General features: G+C 71.4%; 12 protein-coding genes. 2 read left to right on the top strand and 10 right to left on the bottom strand.

The genetic code is table 11. The features are described 5' to 3' along the window. Nucleotides 1–239: 239 nt before the first annotated feature. Both Msi02_RS44305 and Msi02_RS26120 read left to right on the top strand, forming a co-directional pair. Nucleotides 240–1,487 carry a methyltransferase domain-containing protein gene (locus tag Msi02_RS44305; protein ID WP_308441835.1) on the top strand — a complete coding sequence of 416 codons (1,248 nt, stop codon included), beginning with the start codon at nucleotides 240–242 and terminating at the stop codon, nucleotides 1,485–1,487. A 273-nt stretch (nucleotides 1,488–1,760) separates the two neighbouring features. Continuing rightward, nucleotides 1,761–2,348, top strand: coding sequence for a GNAT family N-acyltransferase (locus Msi02_RS26120; RefSeq protein ID WP_204050708.1), 588 nt, complete (start codon nucleotides 1,761–1,763; stop codon nucleotides 2,346–2,348). A 69-nt stretch (nucleotides 2,349–2,417) separates the two neighbouring features. Here the strand turns inward: Msi02_RS26120 and Msi02_RS26115 are convergent, their stop codons facing one another. From Msi02_RS26115 to Msi02_RS26070, 10 genes are all read right to left on the bottom strand, one after another. After that, the gene (locus Msi02_RS26115; RefSeq protein WP_204050707.1) at nucleotides 2,418–3,482 is read right to left on the bottom strand and encodes a TIGR04500 family putative peptide maturation system protein; all 1,065 of its coding nucleotides are present in this window, start codon (nucleotides 3,480–3,482) and stop codon (nucleotides 2,418–2,420) included. A gap of 1 nt (nucleotide 3,483) precedes the next feature. Continuing rightward, nucleotides 3,484–4,470, bottom strand: coding sequence for an MvdC/MvdD family ATP grasp protein (locus tag Msi02_RS26110; protein ID WP_204050706.1), 987 nt, complete (start codon nucleotides 4,468–4,470; stop codon nucleotides 3,484–3,486). Nucleotides 4,471–4,528: 58 nt separating this feature from the next. Continuing rightward, nucleotides 4,529–4,684 (bottom strand): hypothetical protein, encoded by a 156-nt coding sequence (locus tag Msi02_RS26105; protein WP_179155319.1) that lies wholly within the window; start codon nucleotides 4,682–4,684, stop codon nucleotides 4,529–4,531. 49 nt (nucleotides 4,685–4,733) lie between these two features. Next, nucleotides 4,734–4,886, bottom strand: coding sequence for a hypothetical protein (locus Msi02_RS26100; RefSeq protein WP_179155318.1), 153 nt, complete (start codon nucleotides 4,884–4,886; stop codon nucleotides 4,734–4,736). A gap of 114 nt (nucleotides 4,887–5,000) precedes the next feature. Further along, on the bottom strand, nucleotides 5,001–7,172 hold the full coding sequence (locus tag Msi02_RS26095; protein ID WP_204050705.1) for a peptidase domain-containing ABC transporter: 2,172 nt from the start codon (nucleotides 7,170–7,172) through the stop codon (nucleotides 5,001–5,003). Nucleotides 7,173–7,284: 112 nt separating this feature from the next. Beyond that, the gene (locus Msi02_RS26090) at nucleotides 7,285–8,139 is read right to left on the bottom strand and encodes a tetratricopeptide repeat protein (RefSeq protein ID WP_079316850.1); all 855 of its coding nucleotides are present in this window, start codon (nucleotides 8,137–8,139) and stop codon (nucleotides 7,285–7,287) included. Further along, nucleotides 8,132–9,436, bottom strand: a complete 1,305-nt coding sequence (locus Msi02_RS26085) for an MFS transporter (RefSeq protein WP_079316848.1) — start codon at nucleotides 9,434–9,436, stop codon at nucleotides 8,132–8,134. The genes Msi02_RS26090 and Msi02_RS26085 overlap by 8 nt, the downstream gene beginning before the upstream one ends. Nucleotides 9,437–9,544: 108 nt before the next feature. Then, on the bottom strand, nucleotides 9,545–9,697 hold the full coding sequence (locus Msi02_RS26080; RefSeq protein ID WP_179155317.1) for a hypothetical protein: 153 nt from the start codon (nucleotides 9,695–9,697) through the stop codon (nucleotides 9,545–9,547). A 109-nt stretch (nucleotides 9,698–9,806) separates the two neighbouring features. Then, nucleotides 9,807–10,901, bottom strand: coding sequence for a chymotrypsin family serine protease (locus Msi02_RS26075; protein WP_204050704.1), 1,095 nt, complete (start codon nucleotides 10,899–10,901; stop codon nucleotides 9,807–9,809). Between the two features lie 120 nt (nucleotides 10,902–11,021). Continuing rightward, nucleotides 11,022–11,571: hypothetical protein (locus tag Msi02_RS26070; protein ID WP_204050703.1), on the bottom strand; the 550-nt coding region annotated here is incomplete at its 5' end.

Here is an 11,571-nt window from a genome sequence, read left to right as displayed (position 1 = left end):
GCGGCCCCTCGGGGCCGCGGGGCCCCGGATACGCAGAGATGAAAGTGGTCGACCATGAGTGTCCGGCCGCCTCTTGCCGCTCCCTTGAGACAACTTGCGACCGAGGAGACTCAGGCCGGGGCCGCCCTCCTGTCACCCGGCCCATCCCCCGAGCGCTTTCGTCCTGCGGCGATGACCGGGTTGGCCGAGGGCCGGCGAGGAAGTCGAGGGTCCGCACGCTGTCGGCGTAGACCTCACGGGTGCGGGCGAGCATCTGCGCGAGCATCTCGGCCGCGGCGAACCCGTGCTGCGAGGGCCGCGGCAGCAGACCCGCAACCACGACGCGTGGACGGCGTCCGCCGGGGGATGGCCGGGTCCTCACCGGCGCGATCACCGTGCGGCAGAACCGACTCGCCCGAGGACGAAAGCCTCCCTTCCCGCGCCGGTCGCCAGCCGCATTCCGGCGGGGCGGCCTTGAAGGGTTCTTGAACCGTCTTGCGTCTCCTGGGCGAAACCGGCAGGCGATTTCTTCGCAGGACGCACAAGGCAGCTCATGCGTTTCCCAAGAAGAAACGGACATTCTGGGAGCCGGAGTGCGTCCATTCAGACGCTTTCGCCCATTTCAACGGCATCGGCGTAGGAGGATTCATGTATTTCCGGTTCAACCCGCCAGGCCGCGTGATCGGCGGCGTGTAGTGCCCGCCGGCGACAAGGTATTTCAAGGAAGCCCGACGTCGGCGCAGCAGGAAGCGGCGGAGACCTACCTTGCGCAGGTCGCCCAGCACCCGGTGATACGGGCGGTACGCGCCACAGCCGTGGGCATGCTGTCCGTGGCGTCCGGCAGCCGGGTGCTGGACGTCGGTTGCGGACTCGGCGAGATGTCGAGAGCCTTCGCCTCGATGGTCGGGCCGGCCGGGTCCGTCACCGCCGTCGACCTGAATCCCGCCATGGTGGCGGCGGCACGGGACAGGGACCCCGCCATGCCGGCGGACGCGGCGGTGAAGTACGAGGTCGCTGACGTGGCGTCCCTCGGCTACCGCGACGAATTCGACGTGGTGTGGTGCGAGCGGGTGCTGCAGCACGTTCCCGATCCCGCGGCGGCGGCCGGGTCGCTGGCGCGGGCGGCGGCGCCCGGGGGGCGGGTCTGCCTCCTCGACGTCGACTGGGGCGCGCTGGTCGTCGACGGAGTGGACGAGGCCCTCACGGCGCGGGTCCTGGAGGTGTTTCAGCTGAAGGTGCGTCAGCCGGCCGCCGGCCGCACGCTGCGCCGCCGCCTCGTGGAGGCCGGCCTCGTCGATCCGGTGGTGCGCTCGGTTCACGCCGTGTCCACCGGCCTGGCGGACGCCGCGTCCGTCATCCCCGTCCTCGACCGGCGGCAGGCCGCCCTGGTCGCGGAGGACGACCGGGACGCGTGGTTCGACGGCCTCGCCCTGGCCGACATCCGCGGCCACTTCCTGATGGCCATGCCCGTATACGTGGCCGTCGCGACCCGGCCCTTCCAGGACTAGCGGGCCACGGGCTCTTCCCCGGTTGAGCCCGGCCCGCGATCCCGCTCAGCACCGCTGCCATCACTCCGCAGGCGTACGGGCACGCACGGTCACTCGCGCGCCGGCGGACGGACGCCCATTCACGGCCATCGGGAGAGGCACGTCATGCGAAACGACACAACAGACGCATATCTCTTGGAGACGGTACGTCTCGAAATCCAGCCACCGACTTCCCGCAGCTCGTCCTTCGGATCGGAACCGTGGCAACGCGAGATCAGATCGTTCCGCGGTGAAGTGATCTACGAGAACGGCCGGTTTCCGCACTTCCGGACGGAGGACGGAGGGTTCGACGACGCCGACGAGCACGACGGTCACGCCTACCACCTCCTGGCCCGGCTGCGTTCGACGGGAGAGCTGATCGCCTCGGCCCGGCTCGCACCCGTCGAACTGCTCACTCCGAGCAGGGTCGTCGCGCTCGACGAGCCGGGAGCGACGCGCCTGCTGAGCTCGGAGCGACTCCGGCGCACGGATGTCCTGGAGGGCGCCCGCTGGGTCGTCCACCCGGGCCATCGCGGCCGGAAGATCGGGCAGCTCCTCGTCGTCGCCAGCAACCTTCTGGCGCAGCAGCTGGAGCGCCGCCTGATCTGGGTGCTGGCCGGGACGGTCGCGGGACAGGACGCAATCCTCCGCCACTTCGGCTTCTGGGAGGCCTCGCCGAACCGGCACCCGCTGCCGGAGGTGGGCGACGTGGTCAAGCTGCTGGCCTGCCGGCCGGAGCGGCTTATGAGCGATCACTCCGCGCTCGCCGCGCAGGTCGCCCCGGCCGTGACCGAAGAGCTCGCCCGGATCCGTCTCGGCCGGGAGAGCTTCCCGGTGGGGTAGCGCCGGCCCCGACAACGGGACGCCGGCCGGCGCACCGAAGCGGTGCGGCGGCCGGCGTCTTCGTGCGTGTCACACGCCGACGGCGTCGGGGGCCTGCCGGCGCAGGGCCCGTGTGAGGGCGTCCGTGCGCGGCGCCGTCCCCCACATCCATTCGATTCCGGCCTCGCGACGCCGTCCGGCCAGCCACTGCTCGAAGATCCGTTTCTCGATCTCCCCGCGGGTCGGGCCGTCGAGCGCGGCGGGCCGCGCCTCGAGGACGCGGGTCACGGACGGCTCGCGCCCGGACGGCCCCAGCAGGTCGCCCGCCCGGGCGGTGGCGGCCCGGGGGCCGAGGTCACCTCGGTACGCGAGCCGCACCTCGCCTCTCGCTCCGTGCTCGAGGGTCTCCCGGGCGGCCAGGGCGAGCGCGTCCTCGCCGGGTCCCGCGCCGGCGAGCCGTACGGCCCCCTCCCGAGCCGCCGCCGGGTCCGGGTAACGCAGCGCGAGCACGCTCAGCCGGTCGTAGTCACCCGGCGAGGCCGCGAACACCTCCTCCACACGGTCACCGGCCACCCGGGCACGCAGCCGCGCCACGGCGGCCTCGGCGGCGACCACCTCCTCGAGACGCCCGTGGTCGAGCCCACGCTCGGCCATCCACTCCCGCGTGGCCTCCACGGTCAGCAGACCCCTCGCCCGCCGGAACGCGTCGAGGGCCTGCTGGAGCTCGGCGGCCGGAAGCTCGACCGGGTCGAGTGCCAGCTCCTGCTCGACGAGGCTGGCGTCGATCAGCCGGGCCGCGAGGGAGGGATCGGTCCACAGCACGTCGAGCACGGCCACGGCGTGCTCCATCGTGACCTCCATGCCGTTGACACGGAGCAGGACCTGTTCGCTCGTGTGGTGACTGCCGCGCAGCGGCCAGGGAAGCGCGCGGTCCGGGGCGAAGGCGAGGGAGACGGTGCCTCCTGCGGTCGTGACGAGCAAGTCGTAGTGGTAGCTCCCGCCGGGCGCGTCGCGCTCCCAGACCAGGCGCATCCGCACGCTGGGATGCCGCCGGCGGAGCCCGGCCAGCTCCTCCTTGGCCGGGCCGGGTGCCATGTCGGCGATCCGGCGGAGGCAGGCGAGGGCGTCGGGCAGCAGACGGTCGGGTAACGGCATGTCACTGTCCTTCGTACAGGTAGTCGCAGATCGCCTGGCTGATCGGCTGGCCGGTCATGTTCTCGATCCACAGCCACTGGGCATTGGGATTGATCTCGAGGAAGACGTGACGGCCGTCGGGGGTGAGGATCACGTCGACCGCGCCGTACGCCAGGTCGAGGCGGTCCATCAGCGCCAGGCAGCGGGCGGCCACCTCGTCCGGCAGCCGGTGCTCCCGGTAGGGCGTGACCTGGGTGTCGTACCGCCGCCAGTCGAGCGCGGATCGGTTGGCCACCTGAGAGTGGATCTCGGCCGCGAAGATCCGGCGCCCGACGATGGTGATCCTCAGCTCGACGCGCTTGGGGATCCGCTCCTGGACGATGACCGGACAGAACCTCAGACCGTCCGCGTAGGCCACGTCGCGAGAGGAGACCGGCTCGCACAGGCGGTTCAGGGTGAGGTGACCCGCGACCCCGGAGACCCACGGAATGTGCAGCGGCTTGGTGATGACGCGGCCGTCGTGCCGCTCGTAGAAGTCGAGGAACGTCTCCGGCTCCGTGGTGATCACGGTCTCCGGGACCAGGAAGCCGAGTTCGGCCGCGACGGCGAGCTGGGCGGGCTTGTGCCCGGCCCGGCGGAAGACCGACTCCCGTCCGGGCAGTTGCCGGCAGGCGAGGCTCTCCCACAGGCCCGTCGTCAGGCTGTGGCATTCCTCGGCGGTGTACGCCGCGACGACCGGATCGGTGATCTCCGGGTGCGGCGCGGGACGTCTCGGGCGGCGCCACCACAGCGCGGTGAGCGCGTCGAGGTCGATCGTCTCGCCCGCGCCGAGCAGGTGCCTGCGGACGAGGCCGCCGGCTTCATAGGCGAGGTCCGCGCGTACGGAGACGGGGAAGTCTTCGGGGTTGAAGACGGTGACGCGGGCACCCCGGCCGGCGAGCAGCGCGCGGACCCGATCGGCATGCGGGTCGTCCTCTCCGGTGAGGACGAGGACATGCGGGGAGGACATGGGATCCCTTCGTCCTGCGGTGGCGGGGGCGCCGGCGCGCGACGGCCCCCGCACACGATCAGATGAGGATGTCGTCGTACGCGCAGCTGTTGTCGGTGTAGCAGCCTGTCTTCTGCTCCTCGTACAGCTGCCCGCCGGCGATGCCGAGCAGGTGCTCCTCGTTCAGCTCGGCGCCCAGGGCGCTGATGTCAGCGAGTTCGGTGGTCAACCTCATCGTTTACTCCTTTCCTGTTCGGGATTCCGTCGCCGGGTGGGCGGCGGTTCTAGCACCACCAGTCGTCGGTGTGCACCACCACGCCGCAGAGGCTCGTGGCCCCGTTGGGCAGCATGCCGCCGCTGATGCCGACGAGCAGGCTCTCGTCCAGCTCCGCGCCGAGGGCGGTGATGTCCCGAAGCTCGGTACGCCCGTTCTTCATGTCGTTCCCTCCCTTCTTCCGGGTTGCGGCAGATCGTGTCCGGGCGGACTTGCCGATGGCTTGAAAGGACCTGAGACGAAATGTCGTCACTTGACGGCCGAAGAGACGCAGCTCTCAGGCCGGAAACCGGAAGCCTGCGTCGAGTTGCGCTTCGACGAGGCGGGCATAGAAGCCGCCGTGGCGGACCAGCGCGTCATGGGTCCCCCTCTCGACGATGCGTCCGCCGTCGAGCACGAGGATCAGATCGGCGTCCCGTACGGTGCTGAGGCGGTGCGCGATGACGATGCGGGTCTGCGTGAGCATGCTCAGGTTCGCCTCGACCGCCGCCTCCGTGCCGGTGTCGAGATGGCTGGTGGCCTCGTCCAGCAGGAGGATGTCCGGCCGGGCGAGCAGCGCCCGGGCCAGCGCGAGGCGTTGGCGCTGCCCGCCGGACAGGCCGCCGCCCTCGGTCAGCATCGTGTGGTATCCCATGGGCATGTCGGCGATGTCGCCGTCGACGCACGCCAGCCGGGCCGCTTCACGTACACGCTCCAGGGACGCGTCCGGGTCTCCCAGCGTGATGTTGTCCAGGATCGACCCGGTGAACAGAGCCGGCTCCTGGGTCACGACGCCGAAACGGCGGCGCAACCGGCCCGGGTCCAACCGGGAGGCGGGTACCCCGGCGTAGAGAATGTCGCCTTCTGTAGGCGGCAGCAGCCCGAGCAGCAGCCGTGCGAGGGTGGTCTTCCCGGACCCGGACCGGCCGACCAGCGCGATCTTCTGCCCCGGCCGCACCGCGAGATCGAGTTCGCGCACGATCCACGGACTTTGCGGCCCATAGCGGAAACCCACGCCGCGTAGCTCGACCGCGTGAGGGGCGATGTCGCCGGGCGCGCGGCCCGGTGCGGACTCGGGCTCGCGGATCTGCGGCTCCGGGTCCGTGTTCCAGATGTCCGACAGCCGCTCGACGTGCACGCGGGCGAGTTGCAGGCCGCGCAGGGTGTTCGTGAGCGACGCGAGCGGGGTGATGGTGGCGGCTCCCAGCGCCTGCAGGGCGAGCATGGCGCCGACGCTGAGCTGGTGCGCGAGCACCTGCTGACTGCCGGCCCACAGCAACGTGAGCGGGGTGGCGAACCGCAGCCCGGCGAGAAGGACGTCCTGCAGGCCCTGCGCGAGTCCGCTCTCCCCCGCCTGACGCGTCTGAACCGCGAGCGCCCGCCACCAGCGGTCGAGAACGCGCGGCTCCGCCCCGGACGCCTTGATCGTCTCGATGCCCCGGATGCTTTCGATGAGTTGCCGCTGCGCACCGGTGCGCGCCTCCATCTCCCGGTGCACGAGATCGCTGATGTGCCGGTGCGTGGCCGTCAGCGAAAGGACCTGAGCCGCGGCGAAGGCGATGAGGACGGCGCCGAGCAGCGGCGACCGTACGGTGACCAGCACGAGGTAACCGACGGCGAGCGGCCCGTCGAGCAGGGCGGCCAGCGCCTGGCCGGTGAGGATCTCCCTGAGCATGCTCACACCGGACACGCGGGAGACGAGGTCGGCCGAGCCCCGATGCGCGAAGAACCGGAACGGCAGCGACAGCAGGCGCCGCGCGACCGCGTCGAGCAGGGCGCTGTCGACGCGGGTGCGCAGGAAGACGAGCGCCCAGGCGCGCGCCGCTCCGGCCACCACCTGTGTGGCGACCGTCACGGCGAGGCCAAGCCCGACGACGGAGAGCGCGCCTGCGTTCCCCGGGGTCAGGACGCGGTCGACGACGAATTCGGTGACGGCGGGCAGGACCAGGCCGAGAGCCTGCATCAGGATGGCGAGCAGCACCAGCAGGGCCAGTGTCGTCCGGTGCCGGGAGAGGACGCCTCGCAGGTGTCGCGACCACCAGCCGCTCCGTTCGCCGAGGCTCCCGCGCTGGAAACCGGGGCCCGGGGCGAACACGAGCGCCGCCCCGCTGTAGTCGTGCGCGAACTGTTCGGGTGTCAGGCCGTAGCGGCCGACGGCGGGATCGACGACCGCGATCCGGCCTCGCGTCACACGTTCGACGACCACGAAATGGTTCTGCCGCCAGTGGACGACCGCGGGAAGCGACACCTCGGGCATTCGCGCCGCGGGCACGGCCAGCGCCCGGGTGGTCAGCCCGTGTGCCCGGGCGGTGCGGACCAGGGCGAGCGCGTTCGCCCCGTCGCGCCCGATCCCCATCTCCTCGGCCAGCACCCGGGCGGGGACCCGCCGCCCGTGTGCGGCGAGGATCATCGCCAGGCAGGCCGCCCCGCACTCGACCATGCTGTGCTGAAGTATCACCGGGACTTTCATGCGACGTACTCTGCGAATCCCGCTTGAAAGCCGCTTGTGAACTCGTGGAGCGGTCACCACCGGCGGTCCCCGGTGGACGCGGCGTCCGTTCGCCTCGTGATCCCGCGCCGGGTCAGCCGGCGCCGTGCCCGCTCCCCGCCGCCCTGCGGACGGCGTCCAGTCCGCGCAGGCAGGCGAGCCGTACGGGATGGTCGGCGGTGACCTCGTCGCCGAGCACGGCGAGCGCCCGGTGAAAGGCCGCCGCAGCCACCTCCGCCCGGCCCCGTCTGGAGGCGGCGACTCCCAGGTTGTGCAGCGGCACAGCCAGGTCGGGATGGGTCTCGCCGAGACTCTTTGCCTTGAGTTCGACCACTTTGGCGTACCCCGCCTCCGCGCCGTCGAGGTCGCCCCTGGCGTACCGGATGGCGGCGAGGTTGCTCAGACACGAGGCGACCTCGTAGTCCTCGGGCCCGAAGTTTTCTTCCAACACGGCCAGAGCGTCCAGCAGCAGCCGCTCCGCCTCGTCGCTGCCGCCGAGCGCGTGCAGGATCGCGGCGAGCGCCGCCTTGTCCGCGGCCACTGCGGGATGGGCGGGGCCGTGGATCCGTTCCCGGATCTCCACGGAACGGCGGGCGAAGGGCTCGCCCTGAGCATGAGTGCCCCGTGCGTGGTTGAGCCCGCCGAGGTTGTGGTAAAGGTCGGCCAGAAGCCGATGGCCCGGCTCTACGCTCGCCTCGACGATCGCCTGAGCGCGGCGGTAGAAACGCTCCGACTCTTCGAACCGGCCGGTGTATTTGTGCAGCACGCCGAGGCCGTTGCACACGTGGGCGACGAGGAGGGAGCCGGGTCCGGTCTCCTGCTCCGCGAGCCGCAGCGCACGCCGCAGCACACCGTCGCATTCGCGGTACCGGCCCTGCTCGCGCAGGGTCCGGGAGAGCCTGAGTAGCGCCTGGGCCCCGGTGCCGGCCCCCGCCATGGCCTCACTCATTTCCTGCGCCTGCTTTCTCCCGCTTTCCTGCGCCTGCTTCGTGCCGCTCGCCGGCGGCGCGGTCGTCCGCCGCGACCAGGTTCACGGCGTCCGGAAGGTGCCGCTCCAGCCGCAGCGCCTGTACGGCGACGAGCCCGAGGGCCAGGGCCATGGCGGCGAAGAGGGCCGCCCCGAGGCCCGCCGACAGCGCGATGCCGGCGACCGCAGGTCCGGCGATGGAGCCGAGGGTGGTGGCCAGGCTGTAGACCCCGTTGTACCGGCCGCGCGCCGCGTCGGGCGCGAGGTCGTTAACGATGGCGGGCACGGTGGGGGCCATGAGCGTCTCCCCGACGGCGAACAGGGCCATCGCGATAGCGAACCCCGCCATGCCGGCCGCTCCTCCCGCGGCCGCCGCCCACAGCACCGCCGTCCACGCGGCGGCCATGAGTACGGCCGACAGCGCGAAGGCCCGGGTACGGCGCCGGCTCCGCAGCAGGCGCAGCACCAGGAACTGGGCGACGATGACCGTGCCCGTGTTGGCCAGGAAGGTGAGCCGCAACGCGGCGGCGTCGAGCCGGCCCTCCTCCATCGCGTAGACCGGATAGGCGCTGTAGTACTGCGCGTAGCCGCAGGAGAAGACCGCGACCACCAGCACACAGATCCGCAGCAGCAGCCGGTCGGAGAGGAGTTCGCGATACCCGCCCCGCTCGCCGGGGGCCGGGGACCGCACGCCCGGGACGCGCCCGCCGGGCGATCGGGCGATCAGTGCGGCGAAGGCGAGGAAGGTGGCCGCGTCCAGCAGATACAGCGTGACGAAGCTCCGCGCCGAGGCGCTCACCAGCACCGCGGCCAGCAGGCCCCCGGCGCTGAAGCCGGCGTTCATCATGACGTACTGCACGGCGAATATCTGCGACCGCCGCTCCCTGGGAACGCAGATCCCGATTAGCGCCTGGAAGGACGGGAGCGTGACGGCGACGCCGAGCCCGTACACCACGGCCGCCACGAGACCCTGCCAGGCGGACCTCACACCGGCCATCCCGACGGTGCCGGCCGCCGCGACCACGAGACCGGCGACGGCGGCCTGCCGCGGACCGATACGGTCCGTGAGCAGGCCGCCCAACGGATTTCCGACGAGTCCCGCCACGGCAATCACCGAGAGGATCGGCCCGGCCAGGCCGAGTTCGATCCCCCGGACGTTATGCAGATAGACCAGAAAGAACGGCAGCGTCAGGCCGCTACCGAAAGCGGACACCGCGTCGCCGGTGAGTATCCACCACGCCTGACGAGGCAGGCCCGGCACCATGCGGCGCAATGACATCTCTTCCCCTTGTCTTCCGGTCCAAGGCAGGATCCCGGTCCCGGGAAGGCCCCTTGATTCGGTCAGCGGCCTTCCGGGTCAACTCCCCGCCGGATCACCGGGACTCGTTCAGCCGATGAGGGACTCGTTGTGGTTCAGGTTGCTCCCGTCCTGAAGCACCACCTCGCTGTGGTTCAGGTCCTTGCCGTCCTCGAGCACCACCTCGTTGTGGTTGAGAGACAGTCCACGCGTGGTGGTGTTCCTGCGCCCGTCGTTCGCCATGAGGATCTCCTTGCGTGTGTGGCCCGCCTGGCAAGGGCGAGCCGCCGGTTTTGACCGGCCAATCATGTGCAGCGACCCTTTGCGAATTTCTTGTGCTTTCTTGCGGGCGTCACATGGGGTCGAGGTAATTGATCGTGTCCAGACCTGGCCAGTCCCTGGTAGGGGTGCCGAAGTCCTGGAAGATGACCCACTCTGTCTTGTTGCCCAGCAGGTCGGTCTGCTGGAGGGTCCCGGTGACGGTGCCGGCCGCCTGTATCCAGGCGGAGTTGTTGATCAGGGAGAAGACCGGGCCTCCGCTGTCGCCTCCCGCCACACTGAACCGGCCCTTCCGCTTCGCCGCGATGAGGTCGCTCCAGCACCGGCCCTCGTAGCAGAACTTTATGTACTCGTCCTTGACCACGGTGTAGCCGCAGTTCGCCCCGCTGGTGGCACCCGAGTAGCACAGCGACTGACCGGGGAAGGTCCACACCCAGCCCACCACCGGCTTGGTGAAATCGCTGACGCCGGGGACGCCGTCCCAGATCCGGTCCGCCGCGTCGGTCCGCACCAGGACCAGGTCGTGCTCGGCGTGCCTGAGGGTGGCTTCGCCGATGTACTGGCCGGCGCCGTCGAGCAGGGTCTCGCCCACGGCGGCGCAGTGTCCTGCTGTCAGCAGGTATTCGGTGGACCCGATATGAACGCCGAACCCGCCGGTGCACGTGTACCTCAGGTTCTCATTGCCGCCGCAGGCCCCGCCCCACTCCCCCGAGGGACGGATGGCGAGGCCGCCGTACCAGGGGACGCCGTCGTCACAGCGGCTGGTGGGGGTGGGCGACTCCTGCTCGACGACGTCGACCGGGACGCCGAGCTCGGGGAGCGGAGCCAGCGGGCTCTTGCGCCCCGGGCGGACGGCCGCCTCCAGGCCCCTTCCGGCCGAGATTATCTTCACCGCCTGCAGCTGACCGCCGTGCTCCACTCCCGACGAGCGCCACAGCCGGTCGGCGGCCGCCCGCAACTCCTCGCGGGAATGCTCCGCCGCGCGGACCTCGACCGCGACACCGGCGGCACGGGCGGTGTCGGTCACGGCCGGGGGCGGGGCACCCTTCCACCACAGCAGGACCCGGTCCCCGCTGATCTCCAGTCCGGCGTATCCGTCGTCGGCGCCCTGCTCCACGACGGTGCGTACGGCCGAGGCCGCGCGCACCAGCGGTTCCTGCCGCGCCATGGCGGCCTGGTCCTGAGGCGACAGGTAGCGGGGCGGGCCGGCCGGGGCGGCCTTCAGGCGCCCGGCCGGGTGCCACCAGGCGACGATCTCCGCTGCGGCTCAGCCGGATGCCGATGCAGATCACGCGCCGCCTCCCCGCGCCCGGTGCCGCCACCAGATGAGCCCCGTTCGCTCCGCGGTCTGTTCGAGCGCCGAGAGATGCCTGGTAGCGCGGAGGTGGTCGCCCATGGCGGAGGCGAGCAGAGCGAGGTACCAGTCGACCGGTCCCATGCACATCACGGCGGAGATCGCCGAGATCCGCCCGCTGTAGGGCAGCAGCGCGGAGTAGGTGTCGTGGCAGGCGGGGGCGTCGCCGACGGCGGCCTGCGCCGCCCCCTGCAGGCAGGTCGTGGACAGCCACGACCAATCGAGAGGCGGCGACGGCCAGCCGGCCCGGACGAGCTCCCGGGCCTCGCCCTCCCGTCCCTGCGCGGCCAGGCGCAGGACGCGAGCGTCGTGCTCCATGGTCGGGTGGATGCCGCTGATCGCTTCGATGAGCGGTCCGGCATCCGCCATGGCGCCCTGCTGGCAGCGGATCGCGAGACGGCCCATGGCGACGGCGGGCCGCGCGTGCCACACTCCCACCCGCTCGGCCTGGCATTCGGCCTCGTCACGCAGCTTGCCGGCTTCG

Source organism: Microbispora siamensis (assembly GCF_016863095.1).
Classification (GTDB): domain Bacteria; phylum Actinomycetota; class Actinomycetes; order Streptosporangiales; family Streptosporangiaceae; genus Microbispora; species Microbispora siamensis.
This window is presented reverse-complemented; position numbering and strand designations above follow the sequence as displayed.

Coding starts and splice junctions, on each gene's coding strand:
- Msi02_RS26115 (WP_204050707.1), bottom strand. CDS start 3,482: ATGCCGTTACCCGACCGTCTGCTGCCCGACGCCCTCGCCTGCCTCCGC.
- Msi02_RS26110 (WP_204050706.1), bottom strand. CDS start 4,470: ATGTCCTCCCCGCATGTCCTCGTCCTCACCGGAGAGGACGACCCGCAT.
- Msi02_RS26105 (WP_179155319.1), bottom strand. CDS start 4,684: ATGAGGTTGACCACCGAACTCGCTGACATCAGCGCCCTGGGCGCCGAG.
- Msi02_RS26100 (WP_179155318.1), bottom strand. CDS start 4,886: ATGAAGAACGGGCGTACCGAGCTTCGGGACATCACCGCCCTCGGCGCG.
- Msi02_RS26095 (WP_204050705.1), bottom strand. CDS start 7,172: ATGAAAGTCCCGGTGATACTTCAGCACAGCATGGTCGAGTGCGGGGCG.
- Msi02_RS26090 (WP_079316850.1), bottom strand. CDS start 8,139: ATGAGTGAGGCCATGGCGGGGGCCGGCACCGGGGCCCAGGCGCTACTC.
- Msi02_RS26085 (WP_079316848.1), bottom strand. CDS start 9,436: ATGTCATTGCGCCGCATGGTGCCGGGCCTGCCTCGTCAGGCGTGGTGG.
- Msi02_RS26080 (WP_179155317.1), bottom strand. CDS start 9,697: ATGGCGAACGACGGGCGCAGGAACACCACCACGCGTGGACTGTCTCTC.
- Msi02_RS26075 (WP_204050704.1), bottom strand. CDS start 10,901: ATGGCGCGGCAGGAACCGCTGGTGCGCGCGGCCTCGGCCGTACGCACC.